The organism is Saccharibacillus kuerlensis DSM 22868 (assembly GCF_000378145.1).
Classification (GTDB): Bacteria; Bacillota; Bacilli; order Paenibacillales; family Paenibacillaceae; genus Saccharibacillus; species Saccharibacillus kuerlensis.
The window spans coordinates 43,411-69,604 of sequence record NZ_KB899287.1 but is presented as its reverse complement, the minus strand read 5'-3'; the positions used below and the strand labels follow the sequence as shown (position 1 = coordinate 69,604).

Here is a 26,194-nt window from a genome sequence, read left to right as displayed (position 1 = left end):
TAACGGCATGATAAGGAAAGATTTTTGCGAAAAGGATGATGGAAGTGAAAGATATTGCTTTTGCAAATGCGAAAAAGATATACCCTCTGCTTCCAGGCAAGGTAAGCGAAAGAAGATTTGTGCTCGGAATCGACGGCTTGAGCAGATCGGGCAAGACATCTTTGACTGCAGAGCTGAAGCGACGGCTGGTTGAGCGCGGTGAAGAGTTCGTCCTGCTGCATATCGATGATTACATTACAGCACGAAGCCAAAGATACCATACGGGACACGAAGAGTGGTACGAGTATTACGCGCTTCAGTGGAACGCAGAGAAGCTGCGGAAGGATTTATTTGAAAATTTGAAAACGGCCTCTCAGCTCACGCTTCCCGTTTACGACGAACAGGTAGACAGCTTGGAGACACAAACGGTGCATTTGCCGGAACGCGGAATCATCGTGGTGGAAGGCGTATTTCTTCAACGCTCGGAATGGCGGGGTTACTGTGACTTTGTCGTCTATTTGGACTGTCCGCGAGAAGAACGTTTCAAGCGGGAAGGCGAGCTTACTCAATCTCGAAGAGATAAATTTGTCAACCGCTATTGGAAGGCAGAAGATTATTATCTGAAAACCGAACGTCCTACCGAGCAGGCCCATCTGGTACTGAACGGCTGATGTGGACGCATCTGGTCCGCTGCCTGTTCGGCTTCATCATCTGTACAGTTTTATCATAAAAAGGTGGGAAAGGAGTCTGACCATGTATAACCTTGATCCACAGAAGCTGGACAGCAAATTAGTCTATAAACTGATGACCGGCACGATCGTGCCGCGTCCTATCGCTTGGGTTACTTCGCAGTCGCGCGAACAAGGTGCCGTCAATGCGGCGCCGTTCAGCTATTTCGGCATGATCAGTTCCGATCCACCGCTGGTCGGTATTTCTGTCGTACGTCAGGCGAATGGTGAAATGAAAGATACAGCACGCAACGTAACGGAAACGGGCGAACTTGTTGTTCAGATCTGTGACGAATCGTTGGTTGAAGAAATGAACAAGACCGCAGCGCCGCTGCCCCACGGAGAAAGCGAAATTGACTTGACCAAGCTTACACTGACCGCGAGCGATGCGGTCAGTGTGCCAGGGATTGCCGAAGCGAAGGTGCGGTTGGAATGCCGACTAGAGTCGCATGTGCCGATTAAGACGGACGACGGGCGCATCACACATGATCTACTGATTGCGCGCATCGTGCGATTTCAGCTTGACGAGTCGATCTACGACGAAGAGCGCGGTTATATTCGGACGGACCAGCTGCGCCCGATCGCCCGGCTGGCCGGAAGCGAGTATGCGGAACTTGGGAGGCTGTTTGCCATTCCTCGGCCGACACGTCCGGACGGCGGGGTATAAGAAAGGGAAAGAAGGAGACGGAGACCGTATCTTTGCCTCAGACTTTCTTTATTTCTATTTTTCTTTGTCTTTCACAATAAAAAATCCGCTCCAACCGCCGCGAGAGCGGGCTGGAGCGGATTTTTTGCCGGAAAAGGGATTGAATAATCGGAAAAGAAAGAATTCGCTATAGAATCGGAGACAGCAGCCGGGTAAACGATTCCAGCGCTTTACGCAGCAGAGGACGCGTTTTGTACTTTTCAAGAGTCAGCACTTCACTGTCATCCATATCTTTGCGGAAAAGAGCCTCCAATTCGCCAGCTTTCACGGAGTCGTAAATGATTGCGTTGACCTCAAAATTCAGCTTGTAGCTTCGGATGTCCATATTGGCCGTTCCGACCGAAGCGAGACGTCCGTCAACGACGATCGTTTTGGCATGCAGGAAGCCTTTTTCATACAGGTAGCAGTTGACGCCCAGGTCCAGCAGTTCGCCGAGATAGGAATAGGAGGCCCAGTATACCATCTTATGGTCAGGAACTTTAGGAATCATTAAATGAACTTCGACACCGGACAGAATAGCCATCTTTAATGCCGTCATCATACTCTCGTCAGGGATGAAATACGGAGTCTGAATCATGATTGTCTCGCGCGCTTCGTCCATCATCTTGATATATGACAGTTTGATCGTTTCTTTGCTCTGATCCGGACCGCTGGAAACAATCTGTGCGCCTACATTACCTGTAAAAGGTCGTTCGACCGTAAGGAACAGATTTTCAGGCATCGTCTGGCGAACGGACAGGCTCCAGTCATGAAGGAAAATCGAATGCATCTGAATCAGTGCCGTACCTTCAATCCGCAGATGCGTATCCCGCCAGTAGCCGAACCTTTTTACTTCGCCGAGGTATTCGTCCCCAACATTGAAGCCGCCGATGTAGCCGCATCCTCCGTCGATGATCACCAGTTTGCGGTGGTTGCGATAATTCATCTTGAAGTTGATAAAAGGAATCCTCGATGGGAAAAAGGGAGCTGCCAGGCCGCCCGCTTCACGAAAATCACGCAGAAAGCGCCGACCGATCTTTTTGCTGCCCCAAGCATCGTAAAGCACGCGTACTTCAACACCCTGCTTGGCTTTTTCAGTCAGAGCATCGATCATCCGCCGTCCCAGCCTGTCGTTCTGCCAGATATAGTATTGGACATGAATATATTTCTCCGCCTGTTCAATATCGGCAAGCAGAGCTTCGAACTTTTCTTTGCCATCAGAGTAAACGGTGACTTCGTTGTCCTGCGAATAGAGGGAAAAGTCGCCGACCATGTTCATGTGGAGCAGTTCTCGGTAGCGTGACGTTCGGGGATCATTAAATTCCAGTTCGCCGTCAAGCAGTTTCTGTCGCTGAGCGGAAACGCCTGGCAGCAGGATCTTCTCCTGCTCTTTGAATTGATAACGTTTGCCTCTGCTGAGGTTCTGACCGAAAAATAGATAGAGAATAAACCCGACAATGGGCAGAAAGAATAAGACCATCAACCAGGCCCAGGTAACGCCAATGTCCCGCCGTTCCAAAAACACGACGGTAAGCGCCAACAACAAATTCAGCACAAGCAGGAACCATGGGGTTTGACTAAACCAGTATAATTCCAATGCAGCGACCTCCGCTTTCTTCATCAAGTCTTCTATATTATATAATGAAATCTTTGATATCGGTCAGACAAAATATTAGTTTACCCGATTGTGAGCAATAAGTGAACAATTTGAGTGATCAGCGGCCCGAAAAAGTAGGAAATGCTCAAAACGTAGCCCGAACGGGCCATTTGCCGGAAATTCTTTTCGGTTAAAATTTAAGGGAAAGCTCGCGCCGCGAGTTACGGGAGGCAGGGAAATATGAGTTACCGACAAATTAAATGGCTGATTTTATTTCTGCCGACGGTTGTCGTCGGCCTGTGGGAATATATCCGGCATCAGTTTCTGATGTCAGTGCTCTCAATGGATGCCGGTAATGTGCTCACTCCGGTCCTCGTTTTCCTAATCAGCGTTACACTGCTGCGCCGTTTGTTCGCCATGCTTGAGCGTATGCAGCGGGAGCTAGAGCAGGCCCGTACGGTCAAAACAAATTTGGAAGCGCGCGAAGAACTGGCGAGAGAACTGCACGACGGTATCGCACAGTCGCTGTTTCTATTATCGGTGAAGCTCGACCGGATGGAGAGAGGTGCCGGCGAAGCTGGACTTGGCGGAGAGCTTGGAGCTGTACGACGGACCGTACACGAAGTGGATCGTTATGTTCGCCAAGCGCTGGCGAACTTGAAGAAGCCGGAGGCCAAGCCAACTGTACAGCCCGTAGGAGGAGACAGCAGCGCAAGCAGAGAAACGAAGCCCGCTGCCGATTCTGCAGATCGCGTAAGAATGCGGGGCCAAGCACCAAATGCGCCGGCGGACAGTTCCATGCAAGCGGGCCAGCCGACAGCTGTGCAGCAGCGTGGAACGGAATCGGCGGATAAGGCTACTTCTGCAGTATTCGCCGCCGATTATACGGGGGAAGAATCGATGTCCGCGCGCGTCGGCCGGCTGGCCGAAGAAGCGATGATCGACGTTTGCGTTGATTGGAGCCTGCCGGACGAAGCGCTGGCAAGCCGTGAGAAAGCAGAGCTGCTGGCGTGTATCCGCGAAGCAGTTATCAATGTACGCAAGCATGCGCATGCCGCACACGCGAAAGTGACAGGACGCGGCGATGCCGACGCATGGGCAGTAGAGATCGCAGATGATGGGCGCGGATTTGAAGGCGACCCGCTGGCGGCGCCCGGCCGTTATGGATTGAAAATTATGGCCGATCGGGCGCGGGAAATGGGCTGGCGCTTCGAAGTGGATTCGAAGCCAGGCCGAACATCGGTCCGAATCGGCCGAGGGGAGGAAGCGCAATGAACCGATGCCGTGTGCTGGTTGTAGACGATCATAAGCATGCTCAAGAAGCAATTTGTGATATTTTGTCGCTCGATCCCCTCTTTGAGGTTGTCGGCGTGGTCTCGAATGGAGCGGACGCCATCTCTTTTACCGAACAATGGATGCCTGATCTGATTCTGATGGATATCCGGATGAATGGGATGAACGGATTGGAAGCGACAGGGCGGATCAAGGTCTCATATCCGTATGTCAAGATCGTCATCATTACCGTATCCGACGATATTTCGTATTTGCTGGAAGCGCTGAAGCAGGGAGCTCAAGGCATCCTGCTCAAGAACCTGGCGCCATCTACCTGGATCGAATATCTCAAGGCAATCGTCAGCGAGGAAGCACCGCTTACCCGAGAGTTGGCTTTCCAGATTCTTAAGGAATTTTCTGCGCCGGCCGCCGAGCCGGAGGGCGATACGCTGACAGTGAGAGAACGTGAAATTCTAAGACAGGTTGCATCAGGATTGACGAACCGGGAAGCCGCCGAGAATCTGGGGATTTCCGAGCATACAGTGAAAAATCATTTGAAAAACATTTTGCAAAAGCTTCAGCTGCAGAATCGTGTACAGCTGACCCGTTACGCGATGGAAAAAGGTTGGGTTGGCCGTGACGGATTCCGTGACGAGCACTGAACCGGAATCGCCGTTGTCCTAAAAATGGAACTGCAGACCCCAAATTCCTGATTCCGTCGCGAAAACGAAAGGGGAAGGGAGAAATTAATGAAAGCAAGACACAGATGGAACAAGTTGACGCTCCTGCCGCTGCTTGCAGCGCTGTTGATCTCGATGGCCGCTTTGCCGGGTCTAGCGTTGGCGCATGCAACCCTGCTGTCGTCAACACCGGAAGACCAGACCTCGGTGTCGAAGATGCCGGAGCAAATTCAATTAACATTTAATGAAACGATTCAAGGCGAATTTATGTCGATCTCGGTCACGAATACGGCAGGGGAGGATATGCCCGTCGGAGAAGCCGGACTGGCTCCGGAAGACTCACACCTTGTAACGGCCGATGTAGAAGGTGAATTCCCTGATGGAATCTATACAATGAATTGGCGTGTCATCTCCGCCGACGGTCACCTGATTCGCGGTACGATCCGCTTCGGTGTCGGCGAGGACGGTGTGCTGACGGATGCCGGTGTAGCCGGAGGAGCGGCAGATTATACGCCGGGGGCCGATACGGTAGCTCAGCGTGCAGCCCTGTATACCCTGCTGTCGCTAACCGCGGGCAGCATGCTGTTTCTCGGTTTCCTGCTGCCGCCTGAACTTCGGAGTGTGAAGAAGGTGGCCCGTCTGGCTCGGATCTGGCTCTGGATCTCGATAGGCGGTCTGCTTCTTGTCACTTTGATCGCTCTGCCTCTGCAGGCGAAGCTGTTTGCGGACGTGCCGTGGAGCGAAGCGTTCGGCAGAGAAATATTAAAGCAGACGCTGGAAGGCACGTCTTCCGGACGAATGTTTCTGCTCCAGCTGCTGTTGTTGATGATGATTGCCGGAGCAGTCATCGTCAACGATCTGATGGGTTGGGGCAAACGAGGCGGGCATTGGACGATTGCACTGATTGGCTTTGTGCTGCTGCTCGTTACAAAGGCACTGACTGGACATGCGGCGGGAACGGATCAGGTCTTCTTCCAGGTAATGGCGGACACGCTGCATCTGCTCGGCGCTTCGGTGTGGGTCGGGGGTCTATTGATCCTCCTGCTGGCGCTGCCGTCTGCATCTGCGTCTGGTGACACTCCTCCATTCTGGAAAAAGACATTCCGCCGCTTCTCACCATGGGCTTTCGCATCGGTGCTTGCATTGATTCTGAGCGGTATCGTAATGAGCGTGAAGCATGTGCCGGCCTGGTCCGATCTGTTCACAAGCCGTTACGGCCTATTGATCGTCGCCAAAGCGGTGCTGCTGCTCATTATGGCCGTGCTGGGCTTCCTGCATTTCCGGCGAGCACGCCGGGATGGGGGGCATCGTGGAACATTGACGCTGGCAGCAGAATTGTCAGCCGGGATTGTCGTGCTCGTGTTAGCGGGACTATTAACCAACGTACCGACTCCGCAGCTCGCGCCTGAGGCGCCCTCGGCCTTCAGCGATAGGCAGCCAGCTGAAGGGGCGGAGAACGTGCAGATCTCACTTGATGTACGTCCGCTGCAGGTTGGAACGTCAACCTTTACGATCGGATTTACGGATAGTGAAGGAGCGGAACGCAGCGACTGGCAGCAGGTGACACTGCGCATTGCGCCGCAGACCTCGCCTCAAGATTACACGGAAGTTCGGGCGGAAGTACAGGAAGATGGTCGTTATACGGCTTCCGGTCTGTATTTCGGCAGTCCGGGTACATGGAACGTCGAAGTACATGGGTTGTCCGAAAGCTTCGAGCAGGTTAACCACACGTTTACGATGGAAGTGAAGTAAGGAACCGACTGTATTAAAGGTGAACACTCAAAACAAACAAAGGCGGGATTGAAAAATGGTAACGACAGAGAAGAAAATGAACAAGACTTGGAAAAAGCTGATGGCCCTTGCAGCCCCTGCCTCTGCGGCTCTGCTGATGTTTGCGGCGGTAGCGAGCGCTCACGTAACCGTGCTGCCGAAAGAATCGGCCACGGGAGCTTGGGAGACCTATACAATGAAAGTGCCGGTCGAGAAAGACGTCAATACGAACAAAGTGGTCCTGAAAATGCCTGAAGGCGCGGCAATCCAGCAGTACGAACCGATACCGGGTTGGAAAACTACAGTCGACAAAACAGCAGGTAAAGTAACCTGGGAAGCTGAAAATGAGGGTATTGCCGCCGGCGAATTCCAGCGCTTTACGTTTGTTGCGAAAAATCCGGAACAGGCAGGCGATATCGCCTGGGATGCTTTCCAATATTATACGGACGGCAGTATCGTAGAATGGACCGGCGATGCGGACGCGGATACACCGCACTCAATCACTACAATCGGTGCGCAGGCCGAAGGAACAGCTGCAGATGCACACGGCCATGCGGTAAGCACGGACGAAGCGGAAGTTTCAACAGATGCGGCTCAAGATGACGAGCCGGCGGTAACCGATCCGGCAGCAGCTTCTACAGAAGATGCAGCGGCTGACACGGACACAGCGGCTGCTAACGAAAGCCCGACCGTGGCGGATACGGGTGCAGTCAGCGAACCGGCTGCCGTCGCTGCAGATGCGCCTTCCGATACGCAGACTTCACAATCGAATTCCGTACTGCTGTATCTCACACTGGCTCTGTCGGTCTTGGCAATTATTTTGTCCGGTGCGGCTCTGGCGATGCGTAAACGCAAGTAACTTCTGTATTCTAAACCGTATTCTCGAATGAAATTCAACGATTTTACCCTAGAGTTACACTCCTCTCGAACAGCGCTTACGCTTGGAGCGTAGGATGACGGATAAAGTAAGGTAAGCGTACTTACTGAACCCGTAAGTGCTGCATCGCTGACTGTCGCTGCAGCTCCAAACGAGAGGAGTTCTACATAATGACTTTTATCAAAGAAACTACGATCCGCCCTTTTGGCGTAAATAGCAGTGAAGATCATGGAAAGATGATGGAGGGAATCGGAATGCTGGCTGCTCCGGCCCCGGTTCTGTCCGATACCGCGACTTGTGGAGAAACGCTGCGTCTGCTTTCCGAGCGTCAGCAGGAAGCTTGTATCGTTATTTGCGACGCCAAACAGCGTTCGGTCGGTCTTGTGATGAGCGATGCCTTTTATATTCAGATGAACGCGGAATACGAAGCGGAGCATTTGTATGAGCTTCCAGTCAGCCGACTGATGAGCCTTTATCCGCTGACGGTCGATTTTGAAACGTCGGTTCGTGTTGTACGTGAATGGTCGGAAGCGCGCCCTGCGCGAACGCGTCAAGAGGCAATCATTGTCACGCGTGAAGGCCGATTCTTTGGTGTCGTGCAGCCAACAGACCTGTAAGAAATTCAAGAGTGTATCGATTTGGCGAATGAAGATCCGATTGCAGGAACAAGGACAGAAAAAGTACAAGCAGCAAGCCGGTATTAAAAAAAAGACCTCATTACCGCATTGTGCGGGAAACGAGGTCTTTTTGATCTTTTGTCAGGCTTCCTGATCAAGCCATCGGAACATTCCGGCAAGCACGCGCAGCCGAATGTTATGAGGAACATGATGTTCCATCCCTTCAAGCCGGGCCAGAACTGCCGGTTTGCCGAGTCGCTGCAGTTCTTCGTACATATGCTTGCCATGTTCATACAGGACTTGAACATCCTTCGTGCCGTGCATGATCAGCACCGGACATTCTAACTGCCGGGCCATATGAATCGGTGAACGTTCCTGGTAAATGTCTGGCACTTTATAAGCCGAACCTCCGACGACTCGCTTCAGCATACGCCGCAGGTCGATACGTTCTTCATAGGTTTGGGCAAGATCCGACAAGCCGCCCCACAGAATCAACTGCGAAACCTGTTCGTGGATAGCGGCATCGGTCGCATTGATTGAACCGCGCGAAAAGCCCATTACGGCAATGCGCTGCGGATCGGCCCATGGAATGGCTCGTGCAAGGCGCACTGCAACTCGTGAATCCTCCAGATCGGCTCCGCCGAATCGGTCGTGCCCGACTCCGCTTTCGCCCCCACGGTAACAAGGAGCTATTACAATATGTCCAAAAGAAGCAAATTCAGCCAACCAATTGAGCTGCACCTGTCCGACTCGCCCGATTCCTCCACGGCAGTAGACAAATACAGGATAAGTTGATTTCTTTGTGAGAGGTTGTTCGGAATGGTGCAGTTTTACATGATGCCATTCTTCGCCCTTTGATTGGGGATTCGCTTGGATATCAGCTTCATAAGCACAGGACTCGTGAACTTCGTCCGAATCGATCGTTACAATATCGCCGCGTGCATAGTCTGGTGCACAGCGCATCGCCCGTCGGGCCATCTCCACCGCTTGGGGCATAATACAAGCGACAGCTTGTGCAGTCAGCCCGTCGTCTCCGCACTCCCGCCGCAGAAAAGCTGCAATGTCTTCTTCAGTGGCTGCAAGTTCCGGCGGCAGCGCTACATAGCCAGCCACGCGGAGTCCGTCCGACAAATAAGTTACCCGATAAATCATACGCAGCTCCTTTCGCGCTTTAGCGCCGGATAGTATAGTCGTAGGATCACTCTTGCTATTGTAACGGTAACAGCGGGCGATTTCGACTTTTACAATTTTTTTCTGGAGAAGCGATACAAAATTTGAACGTCCCGCGTCTTTCCAGTGTATATACGGCGATGAAGAGCGGCCGCACTTCGAAGGAGGTTCACAGATGGACAATTTTAATACGGAATCCGACGCATTTCGCGCGGTATTTCTCGAATATTATCCCGGCGTACGTCGCAAACTGATCGCAATGGTCAAGGACGAAGCAGCGGCGGAAGATCTGGCTCAGGAAGTCTTTCTAAGACTGTATCGCAACCCCCCGGATGATCCGAGAGTGATCGGCGCCTGGCTGCATCGGGTACTTACCCGCATCGCCTACGATCATACCGATCGGTTGGTCCGGCAGCGAAAGCTGCGGGAGAAACAGGAGCAGTACTTTGACCGGGAAAAGACGTGGGAAAGCGGCGAAGATGCTTTGGTGCGCAGCGAAGAGCGTGAAGAGATAACGGAGCTGCTTGGAGAACTTCCGGAACGTGATCGTCAGGCGCTGATGCTGCGTTACTCCGGCTACAGTTATGCGGAGATTGCCGAAGAAATTTCGGTCAACCCGCCAAGAGTCGGATCACTGCTGAATCGGGCAGCTGATAAGCTCCGCAAACGCGCTGCAGGCAAGCCGAACGGATTGAAATTGTAAAAATGGCGCAGGCGAAAAAGCGAAATTTCATTTTAACATTACGAGGAGGAAATAAATCATGACACATATCAATGGACATGAGCAGGAGCAGGAGCAAGAACGGGCGAAAGAAGCTTGGGCAAAGATGGAAGAGCGACTGCGTCAGGAACCGGTTAACCCGACATGGGCGACATGGGATGCCCGAAGCGCAGAATTGGATGAAAATAACAAGACGCTAGGCGCTGTGCCGAGCGATCGAAAGATTGCGGCTGCAGTTGGAGCAGATGCGCAATCGGTATCGCAGCCTTCGAGATCGACGGTCGTGCCTATGCCTAAGAAAAACCGGAAGATCGCGGCACGTCTGGCCGCAGCCGCGGCAGCTGCAGCTATTGTAATTACGGCGGTGACACCGGCCGGTAACAGCGCACTCGCCGGAATTCTGAACAAATTCACGATGCAGGATGTTGTGCTCATTCAGGAAACGGAGCTGGATAACATGATCCAGATGGTCTATGATGCCGGCGAAAGCACCGCCACGGAAAGTCTGTATGGGACATTCACCAGTACGGGAGTGGGCAATTTCTCGCCGGATGCTACTGCCGAAGAAATCAGAGATGAGCTTGGATATACACCGATTATCGGCCCTGACGGAGAAAAAGGCTCATTAAATGCATCCGTCGGCACCCAAACGGAGATGAGACTCAATGTGACAGCCGTAAACGAAACGCTCAATCGCCTTGGCGCTGACCATCTGTTCCCGCAGGAAGCGGACAACAAGGCAATTACGCTGACCTATCCGGCTTCGGTTTACTACGATTTCCATGAAAATGACGACAATTGGGCCGTTCTCAGCCAATCCGAAACGCCTTCTGTCGAATTCGATGAATCTTTCCCGGTAGAAGAAACGATGAATGCTGTGATCAACTTCCCTTATCTGCCGCAGGACCTGAAAAAAAGCCTGCAGCAGGCGGCAGTATCGAGCGGCAAACTGCCGCTGCCGTTGTACGCAAACGGCAAAGCACAGAGTATGGACGTTTCGGGCGTTAAAGTAACCTATACGCAGGGAGATTCCTATTCACGCACCGCTTTCTGGATGAAGGATGGACAGCTGTTCGAATTTAACGCGCAGGTGAATTTTAAAGGCGGCGAAGAAGGATTCCTTAACTTCGTGAAAGGACTGGCTGCTCAGTGAATCCAGTGACTCCTGCTATTCAAACTCATGAATTAAGCAAAATTTACGATAACGGACGCGGCTGCAGGAATATCACATTGACAATCGGACAAGGGGAAGCCTTCGGCTTCCTCGGTCCCAATGGGGCAGGAAAAAGTACTTTTGTCAAAACGCTGGTTGGGCTGGTGAAGCCGAGCGGCGGAGCCGGATCGCTTCTGGGACATCCGATCGGTTCGCTCGAAGCCAGACAGCGGATCGGTTATCTGCCGGAGCTGTACCGCTATCCGGAATGGCTCAGCGGCGAAGAAGTGATGAAGATGCATGCAGGTCTGCTTGGGATCAAGGGAGAAGAAGCGCAAAAGCGTATTCGAAACGGACTTGATGAAGTCGGAATCGGCAGGCGCGGAACCGACCGGGTCAAGCAGTACTCAAAAGGCATGCAGCAGCGGCTGGGACTTGCCTGTGCGCTGCTCGGCGATCCGGATATCCTGTTTCTCGATGAGCCGTCGTCGGCCATGGACCCTGTAGGACGCCGCGAAGTACGGGAACTGCTGCTGGAGCTGAAGCAGAGAGGCAAAACGCTGTTTCTCAATTCGCACTTGATGGAAGATGTCGAAACGGTATGCGATCAGATGGCGCTGATGCTGAACGGCGACATGATCCGTGGAGGCTCTGTTGAGGAAATGCTGAAAGTGAAAGTCCGCTGGCGATTCAAAGTCGGCGGATTTTCGCCCGTTCTGCTGGAATGGCTGCAGGAAGAGAGCGGCTTGAATATTGGAGCTGCCTATCCGGAAAAAGACAGCGAAGCGGAATGGGATGCGCCGGTATGGTTGGAAGCGGAACTGGAAAATGAGGATCAGGCAGGACGGCTGAACATGCTGATTGTGGAGCAGGGCATGACGCTGTACGAATCTGCCATGCAGCGGGAGAAACTTGAAGATTGGTTCGTGCAGACCGTATCGGGACGGGATCAGAGGGGGGAACGGCGATGAACACAATCATCACGGCAACATGGAAAGAAATGCTGCGCCGCAAAATGCTGCTGATTACGCTTGTGCTGACTGCGCTGTTTCTGGCTGTATTCTGGTTTATTGCGGATACGGTAGCACTTGATGAAGGCGGAAGTATGGATCTGCTGGGTCAATTCGTTCGTCGAAGCGCTATTCTATCGCTCGGATTCTTTTTCGGGGGATTTGTTGTAGCGTTTTTGGCGATTTTCAGTTCGTTCTCAGTCATTTCCGGCGAAGCGGAACAGGGTGTTCTTCAGTCCGTGCTGACTCGGCCGATTCCGCGCTGGAAATGGTATATTGGACGCTGGATTGGCTATGTGTCATTGATCGGGGCCTACGCGCTGCTTCTCTTTGTCGCGATTGTATGGATTACGAGCGTTCACGCCGGCATGTCGCGGAATTATCATGACATTGGCATATCGCTCCTCCTGTTCTTGGGAACTGTTCCGGCACTGATCAGCGCCTCCATGCTCGGTTCGACGCTGTTCTCCGGCATCGGCAACGGCGTCTTTATGACCATGCTGTACGGAGCAGGCTGGCTGGGCGGTATGGTGGAAAAAGTACGCGGCGTGCTGCCTGTCGAACCCGACGTTCAGCAGACCCTATCGCGGATCGGGGCACTGCTGTCGCTGCTGATGCCTGCTGACGGATTGAACCGCCGCATGCAGTATATATTGACGCAGGGGGCCGGCCAGACGATTCCGTTTCTCACCGGAGGCAGTCCGCCGTCAAATTTGTTTGTCGGATATGCGGTCATATTCACGATTTTTGCTTTTGCGCTCGGATTATGGTTATTTAGAAGAAAGGACTTCTAACCTGTACAATTTCCGATCGAAAAGGGGAATGGAGCATGGGCCGACAAACGTATCAAATTCCGTTCGGGACCGAACCCGCAAAAAGGACGACCAAAGGAACGCTGATTTTCTACGATTCGTTTGAACATATTACGGATGAACAGCTGGAAACGGCCGCGCAGGCCGCAGCTTCCCGTTCATTTTCGCAGCTTGTGCTGTATCCTCTGCATGAAGCAACCGTAAAGCGTCTGACAGGCGAAACCGCCAGCGCTTTTTATAAGAGGGACGACCGGCTGCACGAATGGCGGCGTGATCAGCAGATTATGCGCAATATCACGGTAGAGAATTGGGACGGCAAACGTAAAAAGTATACGCCGCTCGAAGCCGCACTTCGATTCATGGATGAGAAGTATCCGTCGCCGCTGTTCCTGTACCTGACCTCCGATACCGCCAACCGGTTCGCTTCCTTCGCGACGTTTGAGGAATGGATTGTGCGTATCCGGCTTGTGCTGGATGACGCACCTGAGCGCCCTCACCCGCGGCTGGAGAAGTTCCGGCACCGCTGGGATACGGTCGACGAGCTGCTGGCCAAAGAAAAGATGGATGAACAGCCGGACAAGTCTATGCGCAAACCTTCGAAACATTAAGATAATAGCAATCTAACAGCCCAAGCGGCTGTACCCAACCGTTTTCCCTATCGTTTAGGGCAGCGGTTTTTTTATTTTTCGAAAAGCTCGCCAAACTTCTTGTTTCCGGTTATAATGAAGGGTGGCCTTGTTTTATTGGGAACCAAGCAGCAATCCCGGCCAAATCCGTCAGTTCAATGGAGGCTATTACCGATTTGACCACTACCTATCCGTTTGCATTTGATCCTGCCGCGCCGTTCCTGGACCAGGCATCTGACTGGATCGCGGACGTTTTTTATGATATTTTGCCTGAAGCCGGTTTTGAAACGCGTGACGAGCAGATCTTCATGGCCTTTCAACTGGAGCGCGCTTATAAAGAAAAGAAAACCATTTTCGCTGAAGCCGGTGTCGGTACGGGCAAAACGCTTGTTTATTTGCTGTACGCCGCGCTGCATGCCAGATATACCCGCAAGCCTGCTGTTATTGCCTGCGCCGATGAATCGCTGATCGAGCAGTTGGTGAAGCCGGAAGGCGATATCGCCAAGATCGCACGGCATCTTGACCTGAACATTGATGTTCGGCTTGGCAAGTCGCAGGATCAGTATCTGTGTCTGAACAAGCTGGAAGAAGTACGCGGACCGGGCGAAGACGAACAGGTCTTTCAGGAGATTTACGAAGAGCTTCCTTCATTCGTGCATTTCCCGGATACGCTGCAGGCGTTCCACCCTTACGGAAGCCGCAAAGACTACCCTGAGCTCGACGACAAGCAGTGGGATCGAGTAGGCTGGGACGTGTTCCAGGACTGCCTGATCTGTCCGCGGCGTCACCGCTGCGGTCAGACGCTGTCGCGCGATTATTACCGCAAGGCGACTGATCTGATCGTGTGCTCGCATGACTTCTACATGGAACATGTATGGACCCTCGAAGCGCGCAAGCGCGAAGGCCAGCTGCCGCTGCTGCCTGAGCACAGCTCTGTCGTATTTGACGAAGGTCATCTGCTGGAGACAGCTGCCCAGAACGCGTTGACCTACAAGCTGAAGCATTCCGCATTCGAATCGATCGTGACCCGTCTTCTTGAAGGAGAGGTCCGCGAATCGCTGGCTTTGGCGGTCGAAACGGCGATTGAACGCAGCGATATTCTGTTCGAGCAGCTGGCTCGCTACAGTTCGCCGGTACCGGCTTCGGTCCGCAGCGAGCTGGAGCTGTCCGGCGATCTGATGACCGCTGTCCGTCATTTCCGATCCGCTGTCGATGCGATCGAGGAAGAGATCGTGTTCGAGAGCGGGATGTTCAGTCTGGACGAATACCAGCTGCGCATTGTAGAGGAACATCTGGAGATGATGCAGACCGCTCTTGCGCTTTTCGGAAATCCGGCTGAGCTCATCTGCTGGACGCAGGAAGACAGCGGCGATCTGACCCTCGTGCTGATGCCGAAGAAGGTTAAGGAGATTCTGAACGAACGTGTCTTTGGCAAAAAGATGCCGATCCTCTTCTCTTCGGCGACATTGTCTGCGGATGAGTCGTTCGAGTATATTGCGGACAGTCTTGGAGTAAGCGACTACCTGTCGTTCTCCGTTGCTTCGCCGTACGACTACGAAGAGAGCATGATCGCTTCGCTGCACACGGAGACTTCGATCACGGCCAAAGTCGACTTCGTACTTGAAGCGCTGCAGCGCCGCGAAGGCGGTTCGCTGCTGCTCTTCCCGTCGCGTGAAGAGATGGAACGATTCCGTATGGAAGCCGATTCCCGTCCTGAATTTGCGGAATTCCCGCTGCTGTACGAGGGAGACGCGGAAATCAGCCGATTAATCTCCGAGTTCCAGAACGGAACGTTCGTCAATCTGTGCGCCGTTACCCTGTGGGAAGGACTCGACGTTCCCGGCAATTCGCTCAATCATGTCATCATCTGGGAGCTTCCGTTCCCGCCTAACGATCCGGTATTCGCCGCCAAGCGGCGCGAATCTGCCGATCCGTTTGGCGAAGTGGACATGCCTTCCATGCTGCTGAGACTGCGTCAGGGCATTGGCCGACTGATCCGTACAAGCGGGGACCGTGGGCGAGTCGATATTTTTGGAGAAGCTCTACAACAACAGGATGTGCGCGAACGTGTAAGCAGCTTGCTGCCGCAGAGCGCCGCAAAGGAGAAATAATATGGAATTTACAGAGTATACGGTTGAGAAAATTCGCGATGCCTTCGGGATCGTGCAGGGAGAGCGTTATGAGTTCATCATGGAGTTCGAAGTGGATGAAGAAGATGAACTTTATACGCCGCACGGACTGCTGCTGCGCTTGATCTATGCAGTGAACGGTGAAGAGAAGAAGATTATCAAGCACGAGATTATCGAACGTTCTACGCAAAAAGTGCTGGAATTCGATCTTGAAGACGACGAGTTGGAAGAGACGGAAGCGTTCTGCGCGGCACATTATACCGAAGCCGAATAAAGATTGTCCACTGGCGAAGGAGAATAAGAAAGCGCCCGGATTTCTTTTTAAAAAAGAGATCCGGGCGTTTGCTTTTGAAAGCTTATTGTTTAAAAAAGAACGATTTTTTCCGATAATATAAGAAAGAACTTTAATTCGTGGTCATGCAAGGAGAGAGAAAACGATGATTCGAGACTTATTTATCAATTTCTGCTTGCTGTCCACCTTTCTGTTTTTCGGAGACATGGCTCGCAATATGCTGCAGGCTCGCTTCGCATTAAAGCCAAAACTGCTGAACCAATTATCCGGCATCGTATTAGGGTTTTTCGGCGTTCTTCAGATGCTGTTTACTTTTGAACTTCCAAATGGAATTCTCCTTGATTTTCGTCAATTGTCTATTATGGCAGCGGCGTTCATAGGCGGACCCTGGATAGCTCTGCTTGCTTCGGTTGTAATGGGAGCAGGACGTCTTCTAATTGCCGGCGGGCTGACTCCCGAATCGCTTTTCGGTCTTGCGGCGATTATGCTAATGTATCTTGTGACGCTGCCCGCTTTTCTGGTCAAAGGATCGTTTGAACGGAAATGGTTTTTCACTACGTTGGGGGCTACGGTACTTGTTTGCGTTCTGCTGTTGTATGGGCTTGGCACTTCGGATATTCCGTTGGTGCTGGCATTGTCCATGATTCAGGCAGCCGGATGCGTGTTCACCTACCTGATGCTGCGCTACCTTCGAATGACGCGGGAAATGCAGGAAGCGCTGAAGCGGGAGATTGAACACGACTTCCTGACAGGACTCTACAACTCGCGCGGATTCGAGACAAGATACCGTCTTGCGGCTGCTTCGAACAGTCCATTTGCGCTGCTGCTGATCGATATCGATCATTTCAAGCAGGTGAACGACACCTATGGACATCCGGCCGGCGACGCTGTATTGAAGCAGCTCGGCAAGATCATCCGGAATTCGGTTCGCAAGACCGGTTATGCTTCGCGCAAGGGAGGCGAGGAATTTGCCGTTATTCTTCCATGCGATGCAAAACAGGCTGTCGATTTTGCTGAAAATTTGCGCGGACAGATCGAACAGTCTCCATTTCTGCTGCCGGACGGACGAATCATTAACGTGACGATCTCGGTCGGTATCGGCTTGTCTTCCCGCTTTTCCGAGACAGAACTGTTTGAACAGACAGACCGAGCGCTGTATCGGGCCAAACAGGAAGGTCGCAACCGCGGGATTATGGCCGTGTAGTGAAGAGAGCCTCTCTGGAGGCTCTCTTTTTTTGTCCGAAATTTGCCCGAGATGAATGCTTATCCCGAACGTGCTACGATAATGGGAGACTTTAAGAGAAATTCGGCGCTGCGCGAGGAGAGGGTGATCGGTTATGCTTCATCTTGAACATATCTCCAAAAGGTATACAACCGGCGATTTTACGCAGACTGCTTTGGACGAGGTCAGCCTGACATTCCGAGAAAGCGAGTTCGTTGCCATATTGGGTCCTAGCGGTTCGGGTAAGACCACATGCCTTAATTTGATCGGCGGACTCGACCGTTATGATGAAGGCGACCTTTTGATCAATGGACAGTCAACCCGATCGTTCAAAGACTCCGACTGGGATGCATACCGCAATAACAGTGTCGGGTTTGTTTTTCAAAGTTATAATCTGATCTCTCACATGAGTATCGTCGGCAATGTCGAAATGGGGATGACGCTTAGCGGGATAGAATCGTCGGTTCGACGACAGAAAGCGGAGGAAGTGCTGGATCGGGTCGGACTGAAAGATCATATGTATAAAAAACCGGGCCAGCTCTCGGGTGGACAGATGCAGCGGGTAGCGATCGCCAGAGCATTGGCCAATGATCCCGATATCATTCTCGCCGATGAGCCGACCGGTGCGCTGGATACGACTACGAGTGCCCAAATCCTGGATTTAATTCGTGAGATTGCGGGAGACAAGCTGGTAATCATGGTTACGCACAATCCCGAGCTGGCCGAGCGATACGCTGACCGAATTGTACAATTTCGAGACGGAAAGGTTGTATCGGACAGTAATCCGCTGGATGGAGAAGGCGCTTCGACGAATTATCGGTTGAAAAAGACGGCCATGAGCTATCTGACCGCCCTCAAACTATCCGGACGCAACATTGCGACCAAGAAGTGGAGAACAGCACTCACGGCTTTTGCTTCGAGTATCGGCATTATCGGTATTGCGCTCATTCTTGCCTTGTCAAACGGCTTCGACAAGCAGATCAGCAAGTACGAATCCGGTGCGCTGTCCAATTTTCCTGTAACGATCAGCCGAACGGCAGCGAATATCGATTTTACCCAGCCACCGCCGGGCACTCCAGGCAGCGATCGGACGGAAATGCCCGAATTTCCGCAGGAGATGCAGGTATATCCGTACAATCGGGCTTTAAATACGGTACTGCATAGGAATACCATCACCGAAGAGTATCTGGACTATCTGAACGACATCAATCCGGATCTGCTCGATGGGATCTCTTATACCCGTGAAGCTAACCTCAATGTGCTCAAACGAATAAAGGGTGAAAATGTATCGAGCGTTGACTTGAACGAAGCGGGATTTACGGCCTACCCGTCCAAGCCTGCCGGCACAACTGGCACTTATCTGGAGCAGGTATACGACGTATTAGAAGGGGAATTTCCTGCCGAACCAACCGACCTGGTGCTCGTAGTGGACGAATACAATCGAATTGATGCGTCCGCGCTTGAGACACTCGGTTTCGACTATGACGCTTCCTCGATCGACTTCGGCAGTATCGTCGGCACGGAGTTCAAGCTGATTCCGAACGAGCTGTTTTACCGGAGCAAAGGAGGAGGGTTGTTTGAGCGTGTCGGCGGTGTCTCTTCCCTGAATGCTCTTTATGACAATCCAGAGACGATTACGCTGACCTTATCCGGCATCATCCGGCAAAAACAGGACTCGCCCATGTCAACCATGTCTCCCGGCATTGCCTTCTCCGATGAACTTACCGAACAGTTTATCACAAGCGCCAGATCGTCAGCTGTGGTGCAGGCGCAGGAAGCCAACTCTGCGGTGAACGTGATCAGCGGGCAGCCTTTTAGCCGAAGCGGCGTCTTTTCGGTGTTTGGCAGTACGGGCTTTGGTCCACCAGGGATGGGCGGCTCATCCGGTGCTGCCGTCGATCCGTCCGATGCTACGACCCAGGAGCAGGCGCTGGCCGCACTAGGTGCCTTAACGCAGCCGGCGACGATCTCGCTGTATCCCAAAGACTTTAATGCCAAAGAAAAAATTACCGCGTATCTTGATGACTGGAATGAAGGCAAAAGTACTGAAGATAGCATTGTTTACACGGATCTGGCTGCGACAGTCACGAGCCTGTCGAGCGGTATCATGAACGGCATTACAGTTGTATTGATTGCTTTCGCTTCGATCTCGCTATTTGTTTCGCTCATTATGATTGGAATTATCACCTATATCTCTGTGCTGGAGCGAACCAAAGAAATCGGTGTGCTGCGTGCACTGGGCGCACGTAAAAAAGATATTACACGCGTATTCAATGCCGAGACGTTTATTATCGGAGCCGCATCGGGACTGCTTGGAATTGGCATCGCTTATCTGCTGACCCTTCCAATCAATATCATATTGAAGTCGATGACCGATCTGTCGGGTGTTGCAGTGCTCAATCCGCTGCACGCGCTTATGCTCATCGTGCTTAGTGTCGGGTTGACGATGCTTGGAGGGTTTATCCCGGCCAAATTTGCTTCGCGCAAAGACCCGGTTGCTGCACTGCGCAGTGAATGATGTCGGAATGTTCGAAATAGCAGACTGTTTCGTCTTTCGCTTCTTTGGGGAAAAAGCTGTAGAGCAAGCCGGCGTAAACCGGCTTCATCCCCTGCAAGGAGGTTATGCGCCATGAGAAAGCTGCTGCGTACGGTCGGGACGATCGTAACTGTAATTACCACCGCCAAACAGGTTATGCGTCTTTTCCAAGGTATGCGCAAGAAACACTGATCCGGAAAGCTGTAAAGTCCCTTTAAGGGACTTTTTTTATTGGAGTTGAAAATCAAAAAAAGGAAGGTTGACAAAACCGCAAAAAAGATTTATCTTTAATTAAAGACTTTTTGATTAAAGAAGAAATGAAATGCGAAAGATGGTACGATAGGCAAAGAGGTGAGTTTAATGACGGAACGAAGCAAAGAAGACCAAAAAGATATTCGGAATATGTCGCAGAATACGGCCGATGAGGCTGCAGCGCTTAAGCTGTTCGTTGTCCTCTCCAAAGCCTATAAGAATGTGATGGACCGTGCGGTAAAGGATATGAAGAAACATAATTTGTCGCCATCAGAATTCACGATCCTTGAAGTACTGTATAACAAAGGACGCTTCCCACTGCAGCAGATTGGTGAGAAAATTCTGATTACAAGCGGCAGTGTAACCTATAACATCGACAAGCTGGAGAAGCGTGAGCTGCTGCGGCGAGTACCAAGTCCCAGTGATCGACGAGTGATTTACGCAGAGATTACAGATCAAGGACGCGAGCTGTTCGATCGTATTTTCCCTGAACATGCGGCGGAAGTGCAGCAGATTATGAGCGGCTTGAACGCTGAAGAGACGCTGACGGCTTCGGAACTGCTGAAGAAGCTGGGCAAGGGAATGGAACGCGAATAGCGTTTATTCCCTAAATAAAAGCATCTTGCACGTTAAATACTTTGAATTAAAGATTTTTGGATATGAATAAATAAGAAAATAAGAAAATCAAAAGGAGAGATTATGATGACTTTGCAAACAGCAGGCATTCACCACATTACAGCATTCGCAGGAGACCCGCAGGCCAATGTCGACTTTTATGCAGGAGTACTGGGACTTCGATTGGTCAAAAAAACAATTAACTTTGATGCACCCGATGTCTATCACCTGTATTTCGGCAACGAAGAGGGAGCGCCGGGTACAATCATTACATTTTTCCCGTTTCCTGGAGCGCGCAGAGGCCGGATCGGCGGTGGGCAGGTTGGCTTTACCACTTATGTTATTCCGCAGGGAGCATTGGACTTCTGGAAAAACCGTCTGCAGAGCTTAGGAATTTCAGTTACGGAAGCGGAACGATTCGGCGAGCAGTACCTGCAGTTCAAAGATCATGAAGGACTTCAGCTTGAGTTGGTAGAGCGCGAAAGCGGGGCACAATCGGCCTGGTCGTTCGCCGGTATCCCGGTAGACAAAGCGATCAAAGGCTTCGGCGGAGCCGTACTGTACAGCGTAAATCCGGAGCGTACAGCGTATGCATTGGAATCGGTACTTGGCATGGAGAAAATCGGAGAGTACGCGGGCTTTGCCCGCTTCCGAGCGACGGGAGATCTGGGCAACTTAATCGATCTTCCAACTTCCGCAGTACCGCATGGAGCGGGCGGAGCCGGGACCGTGCACCATATCGCTTGGCGTGCGAAAGACTTTGAAGAGCATGAAATGTGGCGCGGTGCAGTAAGCGGAGGAGGTTTCCAACCGACTCCGGTTGTCGACCGACAGTACTTCAATGCCGTATACTTCCGTGAAGAAGGCGGAATCTTGTTCGAAATTGCGACCGACCCGCCGGGATTCACAGTGGATGAGGCACCGGAAGCATTGGGCGAAACACTTATGCTGCCGGAGTGGTACGAAAGCAAACGTACGCAGATTGAGAACGGACTACTGCCAATTACAGTGAGAGAACCGGATTGGAAAAACGGCAAGTAAGAACAGGAATTAGGAATAGGAATTAAAAACAAAAAAGTTGATAAGAAATCGGAGAGAGTTGAGAGGAGACGATAAAGATGCAGCATATTTTCCAAAAAGGCACGAATGACAATCTGCCGACCGTGATCGTATTTCATGGTACAGGAGGTACAGAACGGGACTTGATTCCGTTGGCGGAGATGGTCGCTCCGGGAGCTTCGGTGCTGTCGTTGAAAGGCAATGTATCGGAGAACGGCATGGCGCGTTTCTTCCGCCGGTTAGCGGAAGGCGTATTTGACGAGGAGGATCTGATCTTCCGGACGAACGAGGTCCGCGATTTTCTGAACGAGGCGGCGCAGCAGTACGGCTTCGACGTTTCCAACCTCGTGGCGCTCGGCTATTCGAACGGCGCAAATATTGCTGCAAGCCTGATGTTCCATTTTGACGGCGCGTTCAAGGGAGCGGCACTGCATCATCCTATGGTGCCGATGCGCGGCCTTGAGCTGCCGGATATGAGCGGCGTTCAGGTCTTTGTCGGCGCGGGACGCAACGACGGCATGGTGCCGGCAGTCAATACGGAAGAATTGATTGGCCTGCTGGAAGGCGCCGGGGCATCCGTCACGGCGAACTGGGAGCATTTCGGCCACCAACTGACCCGGACGGAAGCGGAAGGTGCGCGCCGCTGGTTCGCGGAACATTTCGCAGGCTGAGTCCCATTTATGTGCAGAACCCTTCGGATAGAAGGGTTCTTTTTTATGAAAAAAGTCAGAACGGGAAGCGGAATGGCGAGCAAATTCAAGCCGGGCTGCGTAGTTCCTTGCCCGATCACGCTCGGAGCGCTAGCCAGCGGACAAATCGGCGCCCGAATCGCGTCGAAAATTCCGGCGAAAGCCGTCGTGCGCGTGCTGTCGGTCTGCCTGCTGCTGGCGGCGGTCCGGCTAATGTTCAAGGGCTGACGGGCAAGCAGGAGAGGCAGGGATGCGGAGTATTACGAATGGTAGGTGCTGCGCCGGGTCGGCAGCGGCGGCCTGCTGTGGAATCGTCCGAGCGATACGAAGCATTTGGAAGCTTCGCTCGTTTCCGCGGCGAATTCGGCATTCCCATCGGTCCGATCCCTGCGCAAGAAACGCAGGAAAGCCCGGAAAACGACTCCGCCTGAAGCGGACGCGTTTTCCGGGCTTTTATATGTGGCGACCGAGCTGCAGGCAGCCGCGAACTTACAGCGGAGCCGTCAGTGCTTCCTGCAGGGCGAGCGGCTTTTCCGGCTGAGGCGGGTAGACATGGTCTGGAATCGGACAAATGTATGGATCGTCCGCCAGCTGCAGCTCCAGATCGCGCTTCGCCGCCCGGATCAGTTCCGGATCAAGCAGCGCTTCGATGGCGGTGGCGGCCATCGCTTTGCCAGCATAGAGCATCGCTTTGTGCGCGTACGAAGATCGGCCCTGAGCGACGATCTGCCAAGAATGGCCCGGCGTCGCAAACGCCCAGGTAGCCGTCGTGCACTGCACCGTCGGCACCAACCAACTGACGTCACCCACGTCCGTCGAGGCCGACATCGGCACGCTGCCTTCGATCAGCGGGGCAAGGGACGGCAGCAGAGGATTATGCTGCAGCGCCTCGGTTTTTTCCCGGCTCATTCGGCCGGCAGCGGACCGTTTGTCCGGCTCGGGAATCGAAGCGAAGATGCGCTTGGCGAATTCGATTTCTTCAGGCGCCGGTACGGGAGGCGAGATCTCTTCCATATGGCGGTGTAGAACCCGCTCCAGAGCGGGATTCGGCAGCAGGTCGGAAGTGGCGCCGGTCACGGAAAATTCCATGCGTGTGCCGCTCATCAGCGCAGCGCCGCGGGCGACGTCTTTGACTCGCTCAAATAGTTCGCGTACCTGCGCCGATTTCGGCGCCCGAATGGAATACAGCACTTCGGCTTCGGACTGAACGACGTTCGGGGCGCTTCCGCCCGTGTTGATCACGGCATAATGGATGCGGGCCTGGTCGATCATGTGCTCGCGCATATAGTTGACGCCCACGTTCATCAATTCCACCGAATCGAGCGCGCTTCGTCCCAAGTGCGGATCGGCCGCGGCATGCGTGCTTTTGCCGAGGAAGCGGAAGCGCACGGTTGTCGTCGCCAGCGACGTCACCTGCATGACGGCATTGCTGCTGCCGGGATGCCAAGTCACGGCGATGTCCACATCGTCAAACAGGCCGCTGCGGGCCATGAACGTTTTGCCGGCGCCGCTCTCTTCAGCCGGGCAGCCGTAGAAGCGCACGGTACCGGGCAGGTTGTTGGCGGTCATGTAATCTTTGACGGCTACTGCCGCGGCCAGCGCGCCGGTGCCGAGCAGGTTGTGCCCGCAGCCGTGCCCGTGTCCGCCAGGTACGAGCGGATCGCGCTCGTCCGAACCGGCCTGCTGGCTGAGACCCGCCAGCGCATCGTATTCGCCCAATAAGGCGATTACCGGGCCGCCGCTGCCGAAGCTGGCGACAAATGCGGTTCGAATGCCGGCGGCTTCCCGCTCCACCCGGAATCCTTCCCGTTCGAGCAGTTCGCTCAGCAGTTCTGCCGAACGGAATTCCTCGTAACGAATCTCCGCAAATTCCCATACCCGATCGCTCGCGTCGGTGAAAAGTTCCTTTTTCCGTTCCACTAACTCCGATACCGTTTCTGCAAGACGCATGCGCTCACCCGCTTTCTCGAATTTGGAGGGGACTGAAGTCGGTCCCCGCGTTTCGTTCAACCAAAACGTTTATTCACTCTTTTCCCATAGATAGAGCCGGTTCAACATGTCAGGGCCAACTTCGCCGTCCAGGCTGTTCGAACGAACCATCATCAGCTTGTCGACGTACATGGCGAACTGCGGAACGTTCTCGTGGAAGTACTGCTGGATTTGGGAGTAGACTTCCTTACGCGCTTCGGTATCCGTCTCCATGGCTCCTTGTTCGATTAGGGAATTCAGTTTCGGATCGTCGATTCCGGTCATATTCATCGCGCTGTTCGGCGTGAAGAAGTTGTAGACCGAGCTTGGATCGGCGGTATACGGGATCGTGACGAGGCCGACTTCGTAGTCGTTTGAGACGAGCTTCTGCAGCAGCGTCGGGAAGTCGAACTTCTGGATTTCGACCAGCAGGCCGATCGATTTCCAGTCGGCGGCCATCAGCTCAGCGGCCTGTTCGCGGACTTTGTTGCCGACCGGAACAGAGAGTTGGATCGTCTGGTTGAAGTCCCAGCCGGCATCTTCCAGCATCTGCTTGGCGCCTTCCGGATCGTAAGCGTACGGCTCGACGCTGCTGTCGTAGAAAGGATGGGTGCTCGGCAGCATGTTGTCGACGATCTCGCCGTTGCCTTTCAACAGCTTTTCGACGATTTGCGGACGGTTAACGGCTAACTCCAGTGCCTTGCGCACTTCGGGATCGGTCATTTTATTGACGTTGAACATGACAGATACCGGCGTGCTGATCGGAGAGAACTCGGCGGAAACGTTGGTCATGTTCGATACTTTTTCGAAGTCTTCGACCGGAATCAGGCCCGTACGGTCCATGTTGGCATCGACTTCTCCCGTTTGAAGCTGCGCGACCAGATTCGGCGCGGTCAAGATTTTGAGGTACAGTTCGGACAGCTTGGGCGCGCCCAGGTAATAGCTGTCGTTCGCTTTGTACTGGACGTACTGGTCTTTGGCAAACTTGACGAAGCTGAACTGTCCGATCGAAACGGTCGGATTCTGCATGTACGGACTCTTGTCCAGTTCTTCGGGAGCCGTGTCCTTCAGAATGTGTTCCGGCAGGAAGCGGATTTTGCCGCTGAAGCTGTCATTGAAGTAAGTGATCTCGACCGGGTACTTGGTGGTGATGGTAAAAGTCTTGTCGTCCACGCTCTTGAAGCCGGAAACGGAATCCTGGCCGGCTTCCAGCTTGCCGGAGTCGTTCAAACCTTCAATGAAGGACAGGTTGATATTGGTCGTTACGCTCGGATTGCCGATCATGTTCAGCGTGTACTCGACGTCCTTGGACGTGAAGTCGGTTCCGTCGTTCCAGACCGCCTTATCCTGAATATGCACTGTAAACGTCTGATTGTCTTCGGTTTCAACGGATTCGGCGAGTCTCGGCTCAAGCTCCAACTGCTCGTTTACGACCATCAGGCTGTCGTTCATGACGGAAATTGCCTGTGTCGAAGCCGTATCGTTCGGATTGATCGGGTTGAATGTTGTCGGCGGGTTGACGATGCCGATGACTGCCGTGCCGCTTCCCGAAGCGCCGCTTGAAGAGGGTTCGTCTGCCGCGGCTTCGTTCGTTGTGGAGTAGCCGCCGCCCCCCCCGCAGGCCGACAAAGCCAGTGCAAGTGCGGTCGTCATCAGAAGTCCCGTGAATTTTCGTTTTTTATCCATCATGGTTATGGCCCCCTAAGCGATTCGGATGTAATGAGATGCGGATGAC

The 26,194-nt window shown here is 53.0% G+C and carries 24 protein-coding genes and 1 pseudogene; 21 read left to right on the top strand and 4 right to left on the bottom strand.

The annotated features are described in order from the left end of the window. Nucleotides 1-38 precede the first annotated feature (38 nt). Both F456_RS0112660 and F456_RS0112655 read left to right on the top strand, forming a co-directional pair. A complete protein-coding gene (locus tag F456_RS0112660; RefSeq protein WP_157060087.1) occupies nt 39-650 on the top strand; it encodes a kinase in 612 nt (203 codons plus the stop codon). Nucleotides 651-732: 82 nt separating this feature from the next. Next, on the top strand, nt 733-1,374 hold the full coding sequence (locus F456_RS0112655) for a flavin reductase family protein (RefSeq protein ID WP_018977408.1): 642 nt from the start codon (nt 733-735) through the stop codon (nt 1,372-1,374). 166 nt (nt 1,375-1,540) lie between these two features. On the opposite strand, the gene cls is transcribed toward F456_RS0112655, so the two are convergent. Continuing rightward, complete coding sequence (gene cls / locus F456_RS0112650; protein ID WP_018977407.1) at nt 1,541-3,013, bottom strand: cardiolipin synthase; 1,473 nt, start codon at nt 3,011-3,013, stop codon at nt 1,541-1,543. 216 nt (nt 3,014-3,229) lie between these two features. Between cls and F456_RS0112645 the strand changes: the two genes are divergently transcribed. The 5 genes and pseudogenes from F456_RS0112645 to F456_RS0112625 all read left to right on the top strand — a co-directional run bounded on the left by F456_RS0112645 (nt 3,230) and on the right by F456_RS0112625 (nt 8,205). Continuing rightward, nucleotides 3,230-4,264 carry a sensor histidine kinase gene (locus F456_RS0112645; RefSeq protein WP_018977406.1) on the top strand — a complete coding sequence of 345 codons (1,035 nt, stop codon included), beginning with the start codon at nt 3,230-3,232 and terminating at the stop codon, nt 4,262-4,264. After that, nucleotides 4,261-4,923, top strand: coding sequence for a response regulator (locus F456_RS0112640; RefSeq protein ID WP_018977405.1), 663 nt, complete (start codon nt 4,261-4,263; stop codon nt 4,921-4,923). Before F456_RS0112645 ends, F456_RS0112640 begins: the two co-directional genes overlap by 4 nt. Nucleotides 4,924-5,010: 87 nt before the next feature. Beyond that, nucleotides 5,011-6,693 carry a copper resistance CopC/CopD family protein gene (locus tag F456_RS0112635; protein WP_018977404.1) on the top strand — a complete coding sequence of 561 codons (1,683 nt, stop codon included), beginning with the start codon at nt 5,011-5,013 and terminating at the stop codon, nt 6,691-6,693. Nucleotides 6,694-6,769: 76 nt separating this feature from the next. Beyond that, nucleotides 6,770-7,363, top strand: a pseudogene (locus tag F456_RS23645) (DUF1775 domain-containing protein); the annotation flags it as partial. A 395-nt stretch (nt 7,364-7,758) separates the two neighbouring features. Beyond that, nucleotides 7,759-8,205, top strand: a complete 447-nt coding sequence (locus F456_RS0112625) for a CBS domain-containing protein (protein WP_018977402.1) — start codon at nt 7,759-7,761, stop codon at nt 8,203-8,205. A gap of 141 nt (nt 8,206-8,346) precedes the next feature. Here F456_RS0112625 and F456_RS0112620 read toward each other — a convergent pair whose 3' ends face one another. Beyond that, a complete protein-coding gene (locus tag F456_RS0112620; RefSeq protein ID WP_018977401.1) occupies nt 8,347-9,357 on the bottom strand; it encodes an alpha/beta hydrolase family protein in 1,011 nt (336 codons plus the stop codon). A gap of 193 nt (nt 9,358-9,550) precedes the next feature. On the opposite strand from F456_RS0112620, the gene F456_RS0112615 reads away from it, so the two are divergent. From F456_RS0112615 to F456_RS24310, 14 genes are all read left to right on the top strand, one after another. Then, on the top strand, nt 9,551-10,078 hold the full coding sequence (locus F456_RS0112615) for a sigma-70 family RNA polymerase sigma factor (protein WP_018977400.1): 528 nt from the start codon (nt 9,551-9,553) through the stop codon (nt 10,076-10,078). Between the two features lie 58 nt (nt 10,079-10,136). Next, nucleotides 10,137-11,249, top strand: coding sequence for a hypothetical protein (locus tag F456_RS0112610; protein WP_018977399.1), 1,113 nt, complete (start codon nt 10,137-10,139; stop codon nt 11,247-11,249). Nucleotides 11,250-11,254: 5 nt separating this feature from the next. Next, nucleotides 11,255-12,220, top strand: a complete 966-nt coding sequence (locus tag F456_RS0112605) for an ABC transporter ATP-binding protein (RefSeq protein ID WP_026293859.1) — start codon at nt 11,255-11,257, stop codon at nt 12,218-12,220. After that, complete coding sequence (locus F456_RS0112600; RefSeq protein WP_018977397.1) at nt 12,217-13,053, top strand: ABC transporter permease; 837 nt, start codon at nt 12,217-12,219, stop codon at nt 13,051-13,053. Before F456_RS0112605 ends, F456_RS0112600 begins: the two co-directional genes overlap by 4 nt. A 35-nt stretch (nt 13,054-13,088) precedes the next feature. Next, nucleotides 13,089-13,679, top strand: coding sequence for a hypothetical protein (locus F456_RS0112595; protein WP_018977396.1), 591 nt, complete (start codon nt 13,089-13,091; stop codon nt 13,677-13,679). 176 nt (nt 13,680-13,855) lie between these two features. Next, nucleotides 13,856-15,808 (top strand): ATP-dependent DNA helicase, encoded by a 1,953-nt coding sequence (locus tag F456_RS0112590; RefSeq protein ID WP_040925216.1) that lies wholly within the window; start codon nt 13,856-13,858, stop codon nt 15,806-15,808. A 1-nt stretch (nt 15,809) separates the two neighbouring features. Next, nucleotides 15,810-16,100, top strand: a complete 291-nt coding sequence (locus F456_RS0112585) for a DUF6509 family protein (RefSeq protein ID WP_018977394.1) — start codon at nt 15,810-15,812, stop codon at nt 16,098-16,100. A gap of 163 nt (nt 16,101-16,263) precedes the next feature. Next, complete coding sequence (locus F456_RS0112580) at nt 16,264-17,322, top strand: GGDEF domain-containing protein (RefSeq protein ID WP_018977393.1); 1,059 nt, start codon at nt 16,264-16,266, stop codon at nt 17,320-17,322. A gap of 133 nt (nt 17,323-17,455) precedes the next feature. After that, complete coding sequence (locus tag F456_RS0112575) at nt 17,456-19,858, top strand: ABC transporter ATP-binding protein/permease (protein ID WP_018977392.1); 2,403 nt, start codon at nt 17,456-17,458, stop codon at nt 19,856-19,858. 420 nt (nt 19,859-20,278) lie between these two features. Further along, nucleotides 20,279-20,725 (top strand): MarR family winged helix-turn-helix transcriptional regulator, encoded by a 447-nt coding sequence (locus F456_RS0112565; RefSeq protein ID WP_026293858.1) that lies wholly within the window; start codon nt 20,279-20,281, stop codon nt 20,723-20,725. Nucleotides 20,726-20,830: 105 nt separating this feature from the next. Then, on the top strand, nt 20,831-21,784 hold the full coding sequence (locus F456_RS0112560) for a ring-cleaving dioxygenase (protein ID WP_018977389.1): 954 nt from the start codon (nt 20,831-20,833) through the stop codon (nt 21,782-21,784). Nucleotides 21,785-21,861: 77 nt separating this feature from the next. Continuing rightward, nucleotides 21,862-22,473, top strand: coding sequence for an alpha/beta hydrolase (locus F456_RS0112555; RefSeq protein ID WP_018977388.1), 612 nt, complete (start codon nt 21,862-21,864; stop codon nt 22,471-22,473). A gap of 45 nt (nt 22,474-22,518) precedes the next feature. After that, nucleotides 22,519-22,719: a hypothetical protein gene (locus tag F456_RS0112550; protein ID WP_018977387.1), complete on the top strand. Its 201-nt coding sequence runs from the start codon at nt 22,519-22,521 to the stop codon at nt 22,717-22,719. A gap of 38 nt (nt 22,720-22,757) precedes the next feature. Continuing rightward, on the top strand, nt 22,758-22,922 hold the full coding sequence (locus F456_RS24310; protein WP_018977386.1) for a hypothetical protein: 165 nt from the start codon (nt 22,758-22,760) through the stop codon (nt 22,920-22,922). 58 nt (nt 22,923-22,980) lie between these two features. Here F456_RS24310 and F456_RS0112540 read toward each other — a convergent pair whose 3' ends face one another. Beyond that, the gene (locus F456_RS0112540) at nt 22,981-24,441 is read right to left on the bottom strand and encodes a M20 family metallopeptidase (protein WP_018977385.1); all 1,461 of its coding nucleotides are present in this window, start codon (nt 24,439-24,441) and stop codon (nt 22,981-22,983) included. 69 nt (nt 24,442-24,510) lie between these two features. Then, nucleotides 24,511-26,148, bottom strand: coding sequence for an ABC transporter substrate-binding protein (locus F456_RS0112535; protein WP_018977384.1), 1,638 nt, complete (start codon nt 26,146-26,148; stop codon nt 24,511-24,513). Between the last annotated feature and the right edge of the window lie 46 nt (nt 26,149-26,194).

Bases quoted from the DNA above. Each gene is read 5' to 3' on its own strand.
- F456_RS24310 (WP_018977386.1), top strand. From the start codon at position 22,758: ATGGTAGGTGCTGCGCCGGGTCGGCAGCGGCGGCCTGCTGTGGAATCG.
- F456_RS0112600 (WP_018977397.1), top strand. From the start codon at position 12,217: ATGAACACAATCATCACGGCAACATGGAAAGAAATGCTGCGCCGCAAA.
- F456_RS0112595 (WP_018977396.1), top strand. From the start codon at position 13,089: ATGGGCCGACAAACGTATCAAATTCCGTTCGGGACCGAACCCGCAAAA.
- F456_RS0112640 (WP_018977405.1), top strand. From the start codon at position 4,261: ATGAACCGATGCCGTGTGCTGGTTGTAGACGATCATAAGCATGCTCAA.
- F456_RS0112560 (WP_018977389.1), top strand. From the start codon at position 20,831: ATGACTTTGCAAACAGCAGGCATTCACCACATTACAGCATTCGCAGGA.
- F456_RS0112535 (WP_018977384.1), bottom strand. From the start codon at position 26,148: ATGATGGATAAAAAACGAAAATTCACGGGACTTCTGATGACGACCGCA.
- F456_RS0112575 (WP_018977392.1), top strand. From the start codon at position 17,456: ATGCTTCATCTTGAACATATCTCCAAAAGGTATACAACCGGCGATTTT.
- F456_RS0112620 (WP_018977401.1), bottom strand. From the start codon at position 9,357: ATGATTTATCGGGTAACTTATTTGTCGGACGGACTCCGCGTGGCTGGC.
- F456_RS0112615 (WP_018977400.1), top strand. From the start codon at position 9,551: ATGGACAATTTTAATACGGAATCCGACGCATTTCGCGCGGTATTTCTC.
- F456_RS0112540 (WP_018977385.1), bottom strand. From the start codon at position 24,441: ATGCGTCTTGCAGAAACGGTATCGGAGTTAGTGGAACGGAAAAAGGAA.
- F456_RS0112655 (WP_018977408.1), top strand. From the start codon at position 733: ATGTATAACCTTGATCCACAGAAGCTGGACAGCAAATTAGTCTATAAA.
- F456_RS0112580 (WP_018977393.1), top strand. From the start codon at position 16,264: ATGATTCGAGACTTATTTATCAATTTCTGCTTGCTGTCCACCTTTCTG.
- F456_RS0112610 (WP_018977399.1), top strand. From the start codon at position 10,137: ATGACACATATCAATGGACATGAGCAGGAGCAGGAGCAAGAACGGGCG.
- F456_RS0112635 (WP_018977404.1), top strand. From the start codon at position 5,011: ATGAAAGCAAGACACAGATGGAACAAGTTGACGCTCCTGCCGCTGCTT.
- F456_RS0112590 (WP_040925216.1), top strand. From the start codon at position 13,856: ATGGAGGCTATTACCGATTTGACCACTACCTATCCGTTTGCATTTGAT.
- F456_RS0112660 (WP_157060087.1), top strand. From the start codon at position 39: ATGGAAGTGAAAGATATTGCTTTTGCAAATGCGAAAAAGATATACCCT.
- F456_RS0112550 (WP_018977387.1), top strand. From the start codon at position 22,519: ATGAAAAAAGTCAGAACGGGAAGCGGAATGGCGAGCAAATTCAAGCCG.
- F456_RS0112565 (WP_026293858.1), top strand. From the start codon at position 20,279: ATGTCGCAGAATACGGCCGATGAGGCTGCAGCGCTTAAGCTGTTCGTT.
- F456_RS0112555 (WP_018977388.1), top strand. From the start codon at position 21,862: ATGCAGCATATTTTCCAAAAAGGCACGAATGACAATCTGCCGACCGTG.
- cls (WP_018977407.1), bottom strand. From the start codon at position 3,013: ATGAAGAAAGCGGAGGTCGCTGCATTGGAATTATACTGGTTTAGTCAA.
- F456_RS0112585 (WP_018977394.1), top strand. From the start codon at position 15,810: ATGGAATTTACAGAGTATACGGTTGAGAAAATTCGCGATGCCTTCGGG.
- F456_RS0112645 (WP_018977406.1), top strand. From the start codon at position 3,230: ATGAGTTACCGACAAATTAAATGGCTGATTTTATTTCTGCCGACGGTT.
- F456_RS0112625 (WP_018977402.1), top strand. From the start codon at position 7,759: ATGACTTTTATCAAAGAAACTACGATCCGCCCTTTTGGCGTAAATAGC.